The organism is Demequina phytophila (genome assembly GCF_000971135.1).
In the GTDB taxonomy this organism is placed as follows: Bacteria; Actinomycetota; Actinomycetes; order Actinomycetales; family Demequinaceae; genus Demequina; species Demequina phytophila.
On sequence record NZ_BBLW01000004.1, the window covers coordinates 302747 to 318724 of the forward strand.

The window sequence follows — 15978 nt, forward strand, 5'->3', positions numbered from 1 at the left end:
GGCGCCGTCAGCTGGCGACGCGTGCCGCGCGTCCGTCGAGCTCGACGACGTCGCCCTCGTGCAGCTGACGTCCGCGGCGCACGTCGACCTCGCCGTTCACGGTGACCAGACCGTCCGCGATGACCTCCTTGGCCTCGCCCCCGGTGTCGACCAGGCCCGCGAGCTGGAGGAACTGACCGAGCCGGATCATGTCGCCGGCGATCGGGACGTCGTGGAGCGGAGCGCGTGAGGCCATGCCCGCATGATAGGTCGGCGGGCCGCCGGACCCGCGCCGGCGCCCCCGCTACCCCCGCTGCGCCTCGAGCGCCTCGAACGCCTCCACCGAGGTGAGGTTCTCCCCCAGCCGGTTGAGCTTGCCTGTCCCGTGGTAGTCGGATGACCCGGTGCGGATGAGCCCGTGCCGTTCCGCGAGCGCGGCCAGGCGCGCGACCGCCTCCGCGTCGTGGTCGCGGTGGTCCACCTCGAGCCCCGCGAGCCCGGCCTCCGCGAGCGATGCGATCACGCGGTCCGGGACCACCCTGCCGCGTGCGTGCGCGGCGGGGTGGGCGAACACCGGGACCCCGCCGGCGGCGCGGATCGCGCGCACCGCGTCGTGCACGTCGGGCGCGTAGTGGTGCACGTAGTACGGGGAGCTGTTGTGCAGGACCTCGGCGAACACCTCGTCGCGGCGCGCGAAGTGGCCGCGCGCGACCAATGCGTCGGCGATGTGCGGCCGGCCCACGGTGGCCGCGTCGCCCGCGTGCGTCACCACGTCCTCCCACTCGAGCGCGTAGTCGACGGCGATCCGCTCGACCATGGTGCGGGCCCGCCCCACGCGCGCCTCCCGCGTGAGCGCCAGGATCTCCGCGAGCGCCGCGTCCTCAGGGCGCGGCCACAGCGCGAGCATGTGGATCGACACCCACCGGTCCTTCGCGGACACCTCGATCCCGGGCACGAACCTCAGGCCCAGACTCTCCGCCTCGGCCGCGGCCTCCTCCCAGCCGTCCACGGCGTCGTGGTCGGTGAGCGCCACCACGTCGAGACCCGCCTCCGCGGCCTCGCGCATCACCTGGGCGGGTGTGCCCGTGCCGTCGGAGACGGTCGAGTGGGTGTGGAGGTCGATGCGCACGCGCCCAGTATCGCCCCCGCCCGGGGGACGATGCGGCGGGAACCCGGGCGGCGCATCGTCCCGCCGCCGCCGTGCGACCATTGCCGGGTGACTGAGAAGGACGAGACCAACAAGGCCCGCACCACCCGCCCGTCGACCCAGGAGTTCAAGGACTTCATGGGGGCGCACTGGGCGCCGCACGAGGACGTCGAGGTGACGCGCATCGCCGCCGCCCCGTACGCCGCCGAGCGCCGAGCGCGCCTGAGCGCCCGCTTCCGCGGCGAGCGGATCGTGGTGCCCGCGGGCGAGCTCAAGACCCGCGCCAACGACACCGATTACCGCTTCCGCCCGTCGAGCGACTTCACCTACCTCACCGGCCTGGGGATCGACCACGAGCCCGGCGCGATCCTGGTGTTCGAGCCGCGCGAGGGCTCCGACGAGGGGCACGACGTCACGCTGTACCTGGTGCCGCCGGCGCAGCCCGGCGACGAGGGCTTCTACTCGGACCCGGCTGCGGGCGAGTTCTGGATCGGCCGCCGTCCCGGCCTCGCGGAGTTCGCCGCGATGACCGGCATCGCGACCGAGGCGCTCAAGGACCTGCCCGAGGGCGTCGCGACCGCCGACCAGCCCGCCGAGGCGGTCCGCATCGCGCTCGCCGAGGCGCGGTTCGTCAAGGACGAGTACGAGATCCAGCAGCTCCGCGACGCCGTCGACGCGACCATCGCGGGCTTCGAGCGCGTCATCCCCGAGCTGCCCCGCGCGGTGGCCCACAAGCGCGGCGAGCGCGTGATCGAGGCGACGTTCGACGGCCACGCGCGCGAGGAGGGCAACGCGGTGGGCTACGAGACCATCGCCGCCGCCGGCCCGCACGCGACCACGCTCCACTGGATCACCAACACCGGCCAGGTGCACGAGGGCGACCTGCTGCTCCTCGACGCCGGCGTCGAGGTGGAGAGCCTCTACACCGCGGACGTCACCCGCACCTTCCCGATCTCCGGCCAGTACACGGCGACCCAGCGGCGCGTCTACGAGATCGTGCTCGAGGCCGCCGACGCCGCGTTCGCGATCGTGCGGCCGGGGATCCGCTTCCTCGACGTGCACCTCGCCGCGATGGAGGTCATCGAGCAGCGCCTCACCGAGTGGGGCATCGCGCCCGCGCAGGAGGACCCCGAGTCCAAGCTGTACCGCCGCTGGATGGTGCACGGCACCTCGCACCACCTGGGCCTCGACGTCCACGACTGCGCGGAGGCCAAGCGCGAGCTCTACCTCGAGGGCGTGCTCGAGCCGGGCATGGTGTTCACCATCGAGCCGGGCCTGTACTTCCAGGAGGGCGACCTGGTCGCGCCCGAGGAGCTGCGCGGCATCGGCGTCCGCATCGAGGACGACATCCTGGTGACCGCCGACGGCGCGGAGAACCTCTCCGCGGCGCTCCCCCGCGACCCCGACGAGGTCGAGGCCTGGATGGCGCGCCTCGCGCGCTGAGTTGTTCCGTGCTGTTCACGGCGCGCCCTTCCTGACGGGAGGGCGCGCCGTGTGTCTCTGCCGCTCTACGTGCGACGATGCGCCGGCGAGCGAGTCGCGACGGCGGACGATGCGGTGGGGCCGGTGGGCCCTCGCCACCCTTTTCGTGCTCGCGCCCGCGGTGTCCGTGGGCTCTTGCTCAGACCCCGCGGACCCAGTTGCATCGTTCGGCGAGGCGCACCTCGCGTCGCCGCTCGTGCCGATCCTCGAGACCTACTACCCCGTCACGCTCGAATAGGTCACGGGCCGGTCGTTGCTCGAACCGCCGCGGAGCGTTGACGGCTGGCGGAGATGCCCCACGCGCGCGACAGCCGCTGGGCGGCGACCGCGAGCGCCGCCCCCACCGCGCCGCCGATGGCCGCGAGGATGACGTCATCGATGTCGACGGAGCCGAGCGCGAACGCGAACTGGACGGTCTCGACAACGAGCGCCGTCGCCGTCGCCCACGCCAGCCCCGCGATCCACGAGACTCTCCGTGCCGCGAGCGTCCCAAGGAAGCCGACCGGGACGAGCATGAGCGCGTTGCCGTAGATCTGCCAGCGAGGACCAGGCAACAGGTGCGGGTCCGTCCAGAGCTCCGAGATCGAGCGGAGCGGCACCAGGTTGATCCAGCCCGCCGAGGCGACCCGTCCCGATGACCGCAGGATGGTGACCGACGCGATCACGAGCAGCACCGCGGCGAGCAGGATGCGCGCGGCGCCGGCACGGTCGAGCCCGCCGCGCCGCACGAGGATCGCGACCGCGAACGCGGCCACCACAGCCGCGCCGACCGCGAGCTCGACGAGCGGCAGCGGGACGGTGCGGAGGATCTCGGTCACACTCGGACCCTAGCCGCCGCCGCGTATCGTCCCTGGCTTCGACACAGGTCACGGCCACCTCTGCTTCCGCTGCGTCGGCGGGGGCGGCGAACGGGCATAGGGTGCCGTTTCGCTGCGTTGCACCCCCGGACCCCCGCACCATCCTCAGAAGGACCCCGCCATGCCCCTCGCCCTGTCCGTGCTCGACCTCGCCTTCATCCGTCCGGGCGGCAGCGCCGCCGAGAGCCTCGCGCACTCGGTCGAGCTGGCCCGGGCCGCGGAGCGCTCGGGCTACGGCCGCGTCTGGTACGCCGAGCACCACGGCATGGCGACCATCGCGTCCTCCGCGCCGGCGGTGGTGATCGCGCACGTCGCGGCGCACACCTCGACCATCCGGCTGGGTGCCGGCGGCGTCATGCTGCCGCACCACTCGCCGCTGGTGGTCGCGGAGCAGTTCGGCACCCTGGCGGAGCTCCACCCCGGGCGCATCGACCTGGGGCTGGGCCGCGCGCCCGGCGGCGACCGTGCCGTGTTCGCCGCGCTGCGCCGCACGCCCGAGGCCTCGGACCGCTTCCCGCAGGACGTGGTCGAGCTGCAGGGCCTGCTCGCGGGGGAGGCGCGCGCGGACGGCGTGGTCGCGACCCCCGGCGCCGGCACGCATGTGCCGCTGTACGTGCTGGGATCCTCGCTGTTCGGCGCGCAGCTCGCCGCGCAGCTGGGCCTTCCCTACGCGTTCGCGTCGCACTTCGCGCCGCAGGCGCTCGAGGAGGCCGTCGCGCTGTACCGCGGCACCTACCGGCCGTCCGCGGCGCACCCGGAGCCGTACGTGATCGCGGGCGTCAACGTGGTCGCGGCCGAGGACGGGGACGATGCGCGGGCCCAGTTCACCGACGCCCGTCGCCAGCGCGTGCGAGCCATGATCAGCCGCGGCGCGGCCTCCGTGAGCTACTCCGACGAGGAGATCGACGCGTTCCTCACCACCCCGCAGGGCGCCGGCATCGCGGCGATGATGTCGAAGGTCGCGGTGGGCACGCCCGGCGAGGTGCGCGCGGGCCTCGAGGCCTTCGCCGCCGAGGCGCGCGCGGACGAGCTCATCACCGTGCACCCGTCGCTCGACCCCGAGGCGCGGATCCGCTCCGTGGAGCTCGCGGGTGCTGCCCTGCGTCACCCCGGAGACTCCCAATGACACTTGTGGCTGAAGTGACGCCCGTCACCTGGTGAGGCTGTCACATCCTTCACGCGAGGAACATCGCGTCACAAGTGACATTGGGATTCGTCAGGCGGCGCGCTCCGCGAGGGTCTTGATGCCCAGCCGCATCTCCTCCGGCGGCAGGTAGAACGGCAGCCGGAACCGGTCCGCTCCCGCGCCGGGCACCACGGAGAACGCGGCGCCGGCTACCACGGGCACGCCGGCACGGTCGGCGCGCTCCGCGAACCGCTCGGCGGACACGCCGGGCATGCGCACCCACAGCGAGGGCCCGCCGGTGGGCACCACCACCTCCCAGTCGAGGCCGGCGTCCGCGATCGCGGCGAGCGTCGCGTCCAGCGACTCGCGCAGGGTCTCGAGCCGCCACGCCCGCGTGTCCTCGAATCGCTCGCTCAGCAGCCGCGCCCCGATCCGCTGGAACAGCGCGGGGCTGCCCAGGTCCATCGCGGCGCGGCGGTGGCGCAGCTGCGCGGCGAGCGTCGCGTTGGTGTGCAGCCAGCCGATGCGCAGCCCGCCCCAGAACACCTTGGACAGCCCGCCCACCGTGACCACGGACGCGCGGGTGCCCAGCGCGGCGAGCGGGCGCGGCGTCTCGCCGGACAGCGCGAGGTCGGCGAGGGTGCGGTCGTCGATCACCGTGGTGCCGGCGTCCGCCGCTGCGTCGAGGAGGCGCACCGCGTCGGCGGCCGCGACCGCCGTGCCGGTGGGGTTGTTGAACGTGGTGAGGTACGCGAGGTCGGGAGCGGCCGCGCGCAGCAGCTTGGCGGCGCCGTCGACGTCGAGGCCCGTGGCCGTCATGGGCAGCGCGAAGGGCCGCGAGCCGGCCGCCGCGATCGCGTCGAAGACCCCGGGGTACGTCACGGCCTCGAGCGCGACCGGCGTCGCCGAGGTCGCGAGCGCCGTGACCGCGAGCCACAACGCCTGCTGCGCGCCCGCGGTCACCACGATCTCGTCCGGCCGCGCGGGGATGCCCTGCGCGCGCAGGTGATCGGTGATCGCGAGCGTGAGGTCGCGGTCGCCCAGCGCGGCGTAGCCGTTGCCCAGCGCCGCCCGCCCGTCGAGCAGCTCCTCCGGCCGCGCAAGCGCCTCCGACACCGCGGGCGCGGGCGGCGGCGAGGCGGTGTTGAGCGCCACGAGCGGCAGCTCCTGGCCCACCAGGATCCTCGAGAAGCGGTCCTGCGCCGTGAGCGCGGAGACCCCGCGCGAGCGCATCCCGAGCCGCGGGGCGGCGCCCGGGGACGCCTCGAGCCAGCCCTGGTCGCGCAGCCGCTGGTAGGCCGCCGTCACCGTGTTGCGCGACAGGTGGAGCTGCGTGGCCAGCGCGCGTTCTGACGGCATGCGCGCCCCGTGCTCGAGCGATCCGGCCTCCGCGAGCGCCACGATCGCGTCCGCGAGCTGCTGGTAGAGCGGTCCGGTGCCCGACTTCCAGTGGTCGAGCACGCCGCTGAGCTGGTCGGCCGTGGTGCGCATGGGGCCATTCCACCCCGAGGTGGCACCCTCAAGCAAGTGCCAGTGGCACCTCGAGCGGCCCTTCCGACAGGGGGCCAGTCGTCGGAGGCTGGGGTCATGAGCACCGTCGACCTCACCCCGGCCCTCACCAGCCCTCGCGCGCTCGCCTCCACGCGCGAACGGATCGCGCTCGTCACCGAGGCCGCGCGGAGGGCGGGCTCGTACCTCGCCGGCGCCGCGCATCGTCCCGTCGCGCCCGGGCCCGAGGCGGTCGCCGCCCTCGACGTGTTCCGCCGGCCCCTGCAGGACGGCCGCATCGACCCGCGCGAGGTGCTCGCCGAGCTGGACGCCTTCGGCTCGCCCGCCACCGTCGCGCAGGCGCAGGGCCGGTTCTTCGGGTTCGTCAACGGCGGCGTCGACAACGCAGCCGCGGCCGCCGCGGTGCTGGCGGGCCAGTGGGACCAGAACCCCTCGCTCCCCGTCGGCTCGCCTGTCGCGTCCGTGCTGGACGAGGTTGCCACCGGATGGGTGGTCGACCTGCTCGGGCTGCCGCGCACGGCGACCGCCACGTTCACGCCGGGTGCCACCCTCGCGAACCTCACCGGGATCCTGGTCGCGCGCGACGCCCTGCTCGCGCGCGCCGGCTGGGACGTCCACGAGCGCGGGCTCTTCGGCGCGCCCCCGGTGCGCGTCATCGCCGGCGAGGAGGCGCACGTGTCGATCCTCAAGGCCGCGCGCCTCGCCGGCCTCGGCGTGGGCCGGGTCGAGACCGTCCCGACCGACGAGCACGGCGCCGTCCGCGCCGACGCCCTCCCCGCCGACATCGACGCCCTCACCCTGGTGATCCTCCAGGCGGGCAACGTCAACACCGGGGCGTCCGACCCGTTCGGGGCGATCATCCCACGGGTGCACGATGCGGGGGGCTGGGTCCACGTGGACGGCGCGTTCGGCCTGTGGGCGGCGGCGTCCCCCGAGCTGCGCCACCAGGTCGCGGGCGTCGAGCTCGCGGACTCGTGGGGCACGGACGCCCACAAGTGGCTCAACGTGCCCTACGACTCGGGCGTGGCGATCGTGCGCGAGCGTGCCGACCTCGAGCGGGCGACCGCGATGCAGGCGGCTTACGTCGCGAGCGAGGACGCGCGTCCGCTCATGCAGCTGGGCCTGCAGATGTCGCAGCGGGCGCGCGGGATCGAGACGTGGGCGATGCTCGCGGCCAACGGGCGCGACGGGGTCGCTGACCTGATCGAGCGCACGTGCGGCCACGCGCGGACGTTCGCGGGCATCCTCGCGGGCGCCGGCGTCGAGCTGCTCGCGCCGGTGGCGCTCAACCAGGTGCTGGTCGCGTTCGGTCGCGAGCCGGGAGCGCCCGGCGACGCCGCGATCACGGACGCGGTCATCGGCGCCGCCCAGCGCGAGGGCACCATGTGGGCGGGTGCGTCGACCTGGAAGGGTCGCCGTGCGATGCGCATCTCGGTGTCCGACCAGGCCACCACCAGGGACGACGTGGAGGTGAGCGCGGCTGCGCTGCTCGGCGCGTGGGAACGCGTGCGGGGCTGAGGTCCTCCCCGCCGCCTCCCCGACCGGGCCCGCTCGCGGGGCTACGCTGAGCCCATGAGCACCGCAGTCGACCGCGTCTACATCGCGCGCCTCGCGGGCACCCCGGTCTTCGATCCCATCGGCGACGAGGTCGGCCGCGTCCGGGACGTGGTCGTCGTCGTGCGCCGTACCGGCGGCACCCCGCCCACCGCCGTGGGCCTCGTGGTCGAGGTGCCGGGGCGCCGCCGCGTCTTCATGCCCCTCACCCGTGTCACCGCGATCAACCCCGGGCAGGTGATCTGCACCGGCGTGATCAACCTGCGCCGCTTCAAGGCGCGTCCGGGCGAGTCCCTCGCGCTCGCCGAGCTGTTCGAGCGGTCGGTCAAGCTCAAGGAGGACCGCAGCACGGCGTACGTGGAGGACATCGCGATCGAGCAGGACCGCACCAAGACGTGGCGGCTCACCAAGCTGTATGTCCGGCGCGCCGAGCGGCGCAAGGGCGTCCTCGGGTTCTCGCGTCGCGGCGAGGCCCTGGTGGTCGACGTCGACCAGGTGACCGGCCTGTCGACGCGCGACAAGAACCAGGGCGCGTCGATGATCATCGAGGCCTTCGAGGACCACAAGCCCGCGGACCTCGCGGCCGCCCTGATGGAGATGAGCCCGTCGCGCTCCGCGGAGATCGCCGCGGCGCTCGACGACGAGCGCCTCGCCGACGTGCTCGAGGAGATGCCCGAGGAGGACCAGATCGTCCTCCTGTCGACGCTTCAGTCCGAGCGCGCTGCCGACGTCCTCGAGGCGATGGACCCCGACGACGCCGCCGACCTCCTGGGCGACCTGCCCGCGGTGCAGGCGGCCGCCCTCCTCGAGCTCATGGAGCCGGAGGACGCGCGCAACGTCGAGCAGCTGCTCGGCTACGAGGACGACTCCGCGGGCGGCCTCATGACCACCGAGCCCGTCATCGTCGGCCCCGAGACCTCGGTGGCGACGTGCCTCGCACTGGTGCGCAAGAACGAGCTGCCGCCGGCCCTCGCCTCGATGGTCTTCGTGGTGCGCCCGCCGCTCGAGACCCCGACGGGCCGCTACATCGGCCTCGTGCACATCCAGCGCCTGCTGCGCGAGCCCCCTCATGACTCGATCGGGAACTTCGTCGACCCCGCGATCGCGCCCCTGCATCCCGGCGACCACCTCTCCGTGGTGGCGCGCCGCATGGCCGCCTACGACATCCTCGCGCTGCCCGTGGTGAACGACGAGCACCGCCTCGTGGGCGCGATCTCCATCGACGACGTCCTCGACCACCTGCTGCCCAGCGACTGGCGCGAGCACATGGACGAGGACGACACCGAGGAGCCCGCCGCGGAGGGGGTCGCCCGTGGCTGACCGTCTCGACCGCCCCAAGGGCGCCGACCGCGGCCTGTTCCGACGCCGTCCCTCGAACCCCGACCGCGCCGGCGTGGTGGTCGAGGGCATCGCCCGCTTCCTCGGCACCCCGCGCTTCCTGCTGTGGCTGACGCTGTTCTGCGCCGCGTGGCTCGGCTGGAACTCGTGGGGTCCCGAACCCCTCCGCTTCGACGACGCGGCGCTGGGCTTCACCCTGCTCACCCTCATGCTCTCGCTCCAGGCGTCGTACGCCGCGCCGCTCATCCTGCTCGCGCAGAACCGCCAGGACGACCGCGACCGCGTCGCCGCCGAGCAGGACCGTCAGCAGGCCGCACGCTCCCTCGCGGACACCGAGTACCTGGCCCGCGAGGTCGCCGCCCTGCGTCAGGCGCTCGGCGAGACCGCGACGCGCGACTTCGTGCGCTCGGAGCTCCGCGCGCTGCTCGAGGAGCTGCGGGCCGAGGACGAGCCCGACGATCAGGACGACGACCACCGCAAGCCCACCCGTCGCGCCCGCTGAACCCACGCATCGTCCACCCGGGCCGCGGGAGGCGGCGGTCCCGGGACCGCCTACGATTGACCCCATGCCTACCGCAGAGCTCATCCGCGACGCCCTGGCGAAGGTGATCGACCCCGAGATCCGCCGCCCCATCACCGAGATCGGCATGGTCCGCTCGGTCGACCTCGAGGGGGACGTCGCCGTCGTCGGCATCGACCTCACCACGCAGGGCTGTCCCATGCGCGAGCGGATCACCACGGACGTGGACGCCGCCGCGCGCGGCGTCGAGGGCGTGAGCGACGTCCGCATCGAGCTGGGCGTGATGAGCGAGGAGCAGCGCCTCGAGCTGCGCTCCAAGCTGCGCGGCGGCAAGCCCGAGCCCGTCATCCAGTTCACCCAGCCGGGCAACATGACGCGCATCTACGCGATCGCATCCGGCAAGGGCGGCGTGGGTAAGTCCACCGTCACCGCGAACCTCGCGGCCGCGATGGCTGCCGACGGGTTGAAGGTGGGCGTGCTCGACGCGGACATCTTCGGCTTCTCGATCCCCGGCATGCTGGGCGTGCAGGGCCAGCCGACCCGCCTCGACGACATGCTGCTCCCGCCCATCGCGCACGAGGTCAAGGCAGTCTCGATCGGCATGTTCGTGCCGGAGGGCCAGCCCGTCGTGTGGCGCGGCCCCATGCTGCACCGCGCGATCGAGCAGTTCCTCGCGGACGTGTTCTGGGGCGACCTCGATGTGCTGCTGCTCGACCTGCCGCCCGGGACTGGCGACATCGCGATCTCCGTCGCGCAGCTGCTCCCCCACGCCGAGATCCTGGTGGTCACTACCCCGCAGTCCGCCGCGGCGGGCGTCGCGGAGCGGGCCGGCGCCATCGCGACCCAGACCTCGCAGTCCGTGGTCGGCGTGGTCGAGAACATGGCTTGGCTCGAGCAGGCCGACGGCTCGCGCCTCGAGGTGTTCGGGTCCGGCGGCGGTCAGACCGTGGCCGGGCGCCTGTCCTCCGTGCTGGGCACCGACGTGCCGCTGCTGGGCCAGATCCCGCTCGACATCACCGCGCGCGAGGCCGGCGACAACGGCACGCCCGTGGTGGTCTCCGACCCGACCTCGCCCGCGGCGGAGGCGCTGCGAGCGGTCGCTCGCAGGCTCACGTCACGCCAGCGCGGCCTCGCGGGCCGGTCGCTGGGCGTGACGCCCGTCAAGCGCTAGCTGACACGTCGGTTCGGGACGCTCAGTCCTCCGTTCGCGCGTCCGAGCGCTTGTTCGGGACGCTCAGTCCTCGCATCGCGCAGAAGCCTCCAAGCGACCCAGTGCCTCCAGGCGTCTGGGGGACTGAGTGTCCCGAAACGCGGCTCCGCACGGAATATCGAGGACTGGTTGTCCCGAACCACCCAGGGGGCCCAGGGGCTCAGCCGCGGTCGCGGTCGCGCGGGCCCCAGCCGACGATCACCGCGGCCACCAGCCCCGCGAGCACCCCGCCGGTCGACACGGCGGGCGTCGCGAGCGCGGCGAGCAGCGCGTCGTCGAAGCCGATCCCGCTGAACCCCAGCTGCGCCATCATGCCGCGGCCGGCGCCGCGCCCCGACCCGAGGCCGTTGAGGGTCCCGGTCACGCCCATGAGGTGGACGCCGATCACCGTCGCGAGGAACGCCGCACCCTGGGCCGCCCACCCGCGGTCGACGGCCAGGTAGCGCACGGTGAAGCCCACCGCGGCGGTCAGCAGCAGGCCCAGCAGCGCGCTCGCGTAGAGGTTGGGCTCGCCGGGGACCAGGATCGCCAGCAGCAGCGCGACCACCACGGCCACGCCGAGCCCCGCGGCGAGCGCGCCCACGCGGTTGCGGCGGACCCGCTCCAGCACCGAGGGCGGCTCCTGCCGCGGCGCCTCCGGCGGGAGGGACGATGCGCCGGCGGGCTCCTCCGGTCCCGTCGGCTCGGGTGCGGACTCGCGGGCCATGGCTCCTCCTCGGCTGTCCCTTGCATTCTGGCACGCGCGGCGCGGCGGGCGGCACGGCTGATAGCGCGGTCGCTCCCCCGGCACATGGCCCGGCACACCGGCACGCGCGCTGGCACAATGGCGGCGTGACCGCGTCCCCGGACGACGAGGCGCCTCGCTGGCTCGAGCCCTGGAGCCTGGACGAGGGTGCGGACCGCGCCCGCGCGCTGTTCGGGGAGCACTTCGGCGGCGAGCCCGACGCGATCGTGTCCGCGCCAGGGCGGCTCACCATCGTGGGCGACCACACCGACTACAGCGAGGGGCTCACCCTCGCGACGGTGACCGCGGCCCGCACGTTCGTCGCGGTGCGCCGCCGCGAGGATCAGGCGCTGCGGGTGGTGACCGCGCAGGGCGACGCGGTCCGCGGCCCGGGCGCGCGATGGGAGGGGGCGCTCGACGCGCTCGCGCCCGGCGACGACGGCTGGCCGTCGCGCGTCGCCGGCGTCATCTGGGCGCTCGAGGAGCGCGGCTACCCGGTGACCGGGCTGGACCTCGCGATCGACTCGTGCCTCCCGCCGAGCGCCGGCCTGGGCTCCTCCGCCGCGCTCACCGCCTCCGTCGCGCACGCATGCGAGGCGGCGTGGGGGCTCGCGCTCGACACGGAGGCGGGCGCGATCGAGCTCGCGGAGGCGTGCTGGGAGGCGGAGAACTCGTACGTGGGCTTCCCGTGCGGCCGCCTCGACACCCACACGGTGCTCCGCTGCCAGGACGGGGAGGCGGTGCTGCTCGACTTCGCGGAGGTGCCGCCCGCGCTCACCCATTACCCCTTGTACTTCCCCGACTACGGGCTACGGCTGCTGCTCGTCGACACGGGCGCCCGCGACCCCGGCTGGCGCGAGGCGTACGCGCGGCGCAGCAGGGACGCGTCGCTCGCCGCCGCCACGCTCGGGGTGTCGTCGCTGCGCGCCCTCGCCGACGAGCCCGGCGCGCTCGCCCGGGTGCGGGACATCGCGGACCCGACGGTGCACCGGCGCGCGCGGCACATCGTCACCGAGGACCAACGCGTGCGGGAGACGGTGGCAGAGCTCGCCGGGCTCGGCCCCGCGCACGACCGCTTCACCGAGATCGGCGCCCTCATGCTCACGTCGCACCGGTCGCTGCGCTCGGACTTCGGGGCCTCGACGCCCGAGCTCGACATCGCGGTGGAGGCCGCCATGGAGGCGGGCGCCTTGGGCGCGCGCCTGGCGGGCGCGGGGTTCGGCGGCTGCGCGGTTGCGCTGGTCCGCGCGACGCAGCTCGACCAGGTCGCGCGCGCCGTCGACGCCGTGTTCGACACGTACGCCGTCCCCCGCCCGCGCTACCTGCTGGTCTGACGTGCCCCGCATCGTCCCGGGTCGAAGGGACGATGCGCCGGTCGCCTACAGCGTGTAGTCCACCACCAGCGGGGCGTGGTCCGTCCAGCGGGAGTCCCAGGACGCCTGGCGGTCGACGCGCACCGCGGTCGCCTTGGCCGCCAGGGCGGGCGAGGCGTGCTGGTAGTCGATGCGCCAGCCCGCGTCGTTGTCGAAGGCCTGGCCGCGCATGGACCACCACGTGTAGGGGCCCGGCTTGGGGCCCTCGAGCGTCCGGTGGACGTCCACCCACCCCGCCTCGATCCAGCGGTCCAGGTAGGCGCGCTCCTCTGGGAGGAAGCCGGCGGACTTGAGGTTGCCCTTCCAGTTCTTGATGTCGTTCTCGGTGTGGGCGATGTTGATGTCGCCCATCACCACCACGTGCTCGTAGGCGGCGCGCAGGGCCGCCATGCGGGCGGTCGCGGCGTCGAGCAACGCGTACTTGTCATCCATCGAGGGAGTGCCCGCGGTCCCGGAGTGGTGGTAGACGGAGACCACGCGGACGGGGCCGGAGGGCGACTCGACGGTGCCCTCGATCCAGCGGCCCGTGTGCACCGGCTCGCCGGTGACGCCGCCGAGCGCGTCGACGCCCGCCACCACGTCCGTGAGCGGGGTGCGCGAGGCGATCGCGACGCCGGCGCGGCCCTTGATCTCGCATGGCTGCTCGACCACGTGCCAGCCCTCGCCCAGCAGCGGGGCGGTGATGTCGAGGGGCGCGCGAACCTCCTGGAGGCAGATCACGTCGGGGGTCGCGGTGGCGAGCCAGCCGCCCATGCCCTTCTTGGCGGCGGCGCGCACGCCGTTGACGTTGACGGAAGCGATTCTCATGGCGACGACGCTACCCGGTCCCGCCGACAGCGCGGGTGCCGACCCGTATGCAGGACCAACCTACGATGGGTCCCGCATACGGGTCGGCGCAGCTCGCATGTCGAATAGTTCGACCGGCAGTCCTGCATGCAGGATCGGCCGCGGGCGCGGTCACCCGGATTCGACGCGACGGTCAGCCCAGCGCGCGCTCCGCGGACTCGACCACGTTGGCCAGCAGCATCGCGCGGGTCATGGGACCCACGCCGCCGGGGTTGGGCGAGTACCAGGACGCCTTCTCGCGGGCCTCCGGCGAGATGTCTCCGGCCACCCGGGACTTGCCGGTCTCGGGGTCGGTGACGCGCGAGACGCCCACATCCACCAGCACGGCGCCGTCCTTGACCATGTCGCCGGTGACGATCCCGGGCACGCCGGCCGCGGCGATCACCACGTCCGCCTTGCGGGTGTGGAAGGCGAGGTCGGCGGTGCCGGTGTGGCACAGCGTCACGGTCGCGTTGACGTCCTTGCGGGTGAGCAGCAGCCCGATCGAGCGGCCCACGGTGGTGCCGCGGCCCACGACCACGACCTCCTTGCCCTTGAGCGAGATCCCGTGCCGCACCAGCAGCTCGATGATGCCCTTGGGCGTGCACGGCAGGCTGGACTCGACGTCCTCGGAGATGCGCAGCACCAGGCGGCCCAGGTTGGTCGGGTGGAGGCCGTCCGCGTCCTTGTCCGGGTCGATGAGCTCGAGCACGCGGTTGGTGTCGATGCCCGCCGGCAACGGCAGCTGGACGATGAAGCCCGTGCACGCGGGGTCGGAGTTGAGGCGCGCGACCGCGGCCTCGATGTCCTCCTGCGTCGCGGTCTCGGGCAGGTCCTCACGGATGGAGGCGATGCCCACCTCGGCGCAGTCGGCGTGCTTGCCGGCCACGTACCAGGTGGAACCCGGGTCCGAGCCGACCAGCAGGGTGCCGAGTCCCGGCGTCACGCCGCGCGCCGCCAGGGAGGCGACGCGCGACGCGAGCTCGGACTTGATGGCGGCCGCGGTGGCCTTGCCGTCGAGCTTCTGGGGCGCCATTACTGGGCGAGGCCCTCGTACAGCGGGAAGTCCGCCGCGAGCTTCGCGACGCGGGCGCGAAGGGCGGGGATGTCGGCGCCGCCCTTGAGCGCGGTGGCGATGACGTCGGCGACCTCGGTGAACTCCTCGGCGCCGAAGCCGCGCGAGGCGAGCGCCGCGGTGCCGATGCGCACGCCCGAGGTGACCATCGGCGGGCGGGGGTCGAACGGGACGGCGTTGCGGTTGACCGTGATGCCGACCTCGTGGAGGAGGTCCTCGGCCTGCTGGCCGTCGAGCGGAGAGTTGCGGAGGTCCGCGAGCACCAGGTGCACGTCGGTGCCGCCGGTGACCACGTTGACGCCCGCGGCGATCGCGTCGGCGGCGGTGAGGCGGTCCGCGATGATCTTCGCGCCCTCGAGGACTCGCTCCATGCGCTCCTTGAACTCGGCCTCGCCGGCCGCCTTGAGCGCGACGGCCTTGGCTGCGATCACGTGCATGAGCGGGCCGCCCTGCTGGCCGGGGAACACCGCGGAGTTGAGCTTCTTGGCCAGCACGGTGTCACGCGACACGATGAGGCCCGAGCGGGGGCCGCCGAGTGTCTTGTGGATGGTGCTCGACACGACGTCGGAGTGCGGCACGGGGCTCGGGTGCAGGTCCGCGGCGACCAGGCCGGCGAAGTGCGCCATGTCGGTCCACAGCTTCGCGCCCACCTCGTCCGCGATCGAGCGGAACGCGGCGAAGTCGAGGTGGCGGGGGTACGCGGACCAGCCCGCGATGATGACGTCGGGGCGCTCGGCGAGGGCCTGCTCGCGCACCTTGTCCATCTCGACGCGGTGGGTCTGCTCGTCGAGGCCGTACGCCGCGACGTTGTACAGGCGTCCCGAGAAGTTCAGCTTCATGCCGTGCGTGAGGTGGCCGCCGTGGGCGAGGGAGAGGCCCATGATCTTGTCGCCGGCGTTGATGAGGGCGTGCAGCACCGCGGCGTTCGCGGTGGCGCCCGAGTGGGGCTGGACGTTCGCGTACTCGGCGCCGAACAGCGCCTTCGCGCGCTCGATCGCGATCGACTCGGCGACGTCGACCTCCTCGCAGCCGCCGTAGTAGCGGCGGCCCGGGTAGCCCTCGGCGTACTTGTTGGTGAGCACCGAGCCCTGGGCCTGCAGCACGGAGCGCGGCACGAAGTTCTCGGACGCGATCATCTCGAGGTAGTCGCGCTGGCGGCCGAGCTCGCGGTCGAGCACCTGGGCGATCTCGGGGTCGAAGTCCTGCAGCGTGGCGTTCATCACCGCTGCGGTGGCGCTGGAGTCTGTCGTCATGACTGT

General features: G+C 73.8%; 16 protein-coding genes. 8 read left to right on the forward strand and 8 right to left on the reverse strand.

The window, feature by feature from the left end; all coding sequences use genetic code 11:
* Positions 1 to 7 precede the first annotated feature (7 nt).
* Both AOM01_RS08305 and AOM01_RS08310 read right to left on the reverse strand, forming a co-directional pair.
* Positions 8 to 235, reverse strand: coding sequence for an RNA-binding S4 domain-containing protein (locus AOM01_RS08305; RefSeq protein WP_062291716.1), 228 nt, complete (start codon positions 233 to 235; stop codon positions 8 to 10).
* A gap of 48 nt (positions 236 to 283) precedes the next feature.
* Positions 284 to 1108 carry a PHP domain-containing protein gene (locus tag AOM01_RS08310; protein WP_062291719.1) on the reverse strand — a complete coding sequence of 275 codons (825 nt, stop codon included), beginning with the start codon at positions 1106 to 1108 and terminating at the stop codon, positions 284 to 286.
* A 30-nt stretch (positions 1109 to 1138) separates the two neighbouring features.
* Here AOM01_RS08310 and AOM01_RS08315 point away from each other — a divergent pair, with 30 nt between their 5' ends.
* Both AOM01_RS08315 and AOM01_RS14780 read left to right on the forward strand, forming a co-directional pair.
* A complete protein-coding gene (locus AOM01_RS08315) occupies positions 1139 to 2569 on the forward strand; it encodes an aminopeptidase P family protein (RefSeq protein WP_156155902.1) in 1431 nt (476 codons plus the stop codon).
* A 145-nt stretch (positions 2570 to 2714) separates the two neighbouring features.
* A complete protein-coding gene (locus AOM01_RS14780; protein WP_267127727.1) occupies positions 2715 to 2846 on the forward strand; it encodes a hypothetical protein in 132 nt (43 codons plus the stop codon).
* A gap of 1 nt (position 2847) precedes the next feature.
* On the opposite strand, the gene AOM01_RS08320 is transcribed toward AOM01_RS14780, so the two are convergent.
* Positions 2848 to 3426, reverse strand: a complete 579-nt coding sequence (locus AOM01_RS08320; protein WP_062291724.1) for a VanZ family protein — start codon at positions 3424 to 3426, stop codon at positions 2848 to 2850.
* 160 nt (positions 3427 to 3586) lie between these two features.
* Between AOM01_RS08320 and AOM01_RS08325 the strand changes: the two genes are divergently transcribed.
* Positions 3587 to 4591: an LLM class flavin-dependent oxidoreductase gene (locus AOM01_RS08325; protein WP_062291727.1), complete on the forward strand. Its 1005-nt coding sequence runs from the start codon at positions 3587 to 3589 to the stop codon at positions 4589 to 4591.
* A 90-nt stretch (positions 4592 to 4681) separates the two neighbouring features.
* On the opposite strand, the gene AOM01_RS14375 is transcribed toward AOM01_RS08325, so the two are convergent.
* Entirely contained in the window at positions 4682 to 6082 is a 1401-nt protein-coding gene (locus AOM01_RS14375; protein ID WP_062291730.1) for an aminotransferase-like domain-containing protein, read from the reverse strand.
* Between the two features lie 96 nt (positions 6083 to 6178).
* Here AOM01_RS14375 and AOM01_RS08335 point away from each other — a divergent pair, with 96 nt between their 5' ends.
* From AOM01_RS08335 to AOM01_RS08350, 4 genes are all read left to right on the forward strand, one after another.
* Complete coding sequence (locus tag AOM01_RS08335; RefSeq protein ID WP_082110101.1) at positions 6179 to 7618, forward strand: pyridoxal phosphate-dependent decarboxylase family protein; 1440 nt, start codon at positions 6179 to 6181, stop codon at positions 7616 to 7618.
* 54 nt (positions 7619 to 7672) lie between these two features.
* Positions 7673 to 8974 (forward strand): magnesium transporter MgtE N-terminal domain-containing protein, encoded by a 1302-nt coding sequence (locus AOM01_RS08340; RefSeq protein ID WP_062291733.1) that lies wholly within the window; start codon positions 7673 to 7675, stop codon positions 8972 to 8974.
* The gene (locus AOM01_RS08345; RefSeq protein WP_062291736.1) at positions 8967 to 9494 is read left to right on the forward strand and encodes a DUF1003 domain-containing protein; all 528 of its coding nucleotides are present in this window, start codon (positions 8967 to 8969) and stop codon (positions 9492 to 9494) included. The genes AOM01_RS08340 and AOM01_RS08345 overlap by 8 nt, the downstream gene beginning before the upstream one ends.
* 64 nt (positions 9495 to 9558) lie before the next feature.
* Positions 9559 to 10683, forward strand: coding sequence for an Mrp/NBP35 family ATP-binding protein (locus AOM01_RS08350; RefSeq protein WP_062291739.1), 1125 nt, complete (start codon positions 9559 to 9561; stop codon positions 10681 to 10683).
* 199 nt (positions 10684 to 10882) lie between these two features.
* Here AOM01_RS08350 and AOM01_RS08355 read toward each other — a convergent pair whose 3' ends face one another.
* Positions 10883 to 11428 (reverse strand): hypothetical protein, encoded by a 546-nt coding sequence (locus AOM01_RS08355; protein WP_062291742.1) that lies wholly within the window; start codon positions 11426 to 11428, stop codon positions 10883 to 10885.
* 125 nt (positions 11429 to 11553) lie between these two features.
* On the opposite strand from AOM01_RS08355, the gene AOM01_RS08360 reads away from it, so the two are divergent.
* A complete protein-coding gene (locus tag AOM01_RS08360) occupies positions 11554 to 12780 on the forward strand; it encodes a galactokinase (protein WP_062291744.1) in 1227 nt (408 codons plus the stop codon).
* Positions 12781 to 12825: 45 nt separating this feature from the next.
* Here the strand turns inward: AOM01_RS08360 and AOM01_RS08365 are convergent, their stop codons facing one another.
* The 3 genes from AOM01_RS08365 to glyA all read right to left on the reverse strand — a co-directional run bounded on the left by AOM01_RS08365 (position 12826) and on the right by glyA (position 15972).
* On the reverse strand, positions 12826 to 13626 hold the full coding sequence (locus tag AOM01_RS08365) for an exodeoxyribonuclease III (RefSeq protein ID WP_062291747.1): 801 nt from the start codon (positions 13624 to 13626) through the stop codon (positions 12826 to 12828).
* 172 nt (positions 13627 to 13798) lie between these two features.
* Entirely contained in the window at positions 13799 to 14680 is an 882-nt protein-coding gene (locus AOM01_RS08370; RefSeq protein ID WP_062291750.1) for a bifunctional methylenetetrahydrofolate dehydrogenase/methenyltetrahydrofolate cyclohydrolase, read from the reverse strand.
* On the reverse strand, positions 14680 to 15972 hold the full coding sequence (glyA, locus tag AOM01_RS08375) for a serine hydroxymethyltransferase (RefSeq protein ID WP_062291753.1): 1293 nt from the start codon (positions 15970 to 15972) through the stop codon (positions 14680 to 14682). The genes AOM01_RS08370 and glyA overlap by 1 nt, the downstream gene beginning before the upstream one ends.
* Positions 15973 to 15978: the final 6 nt, after the last annotated feature.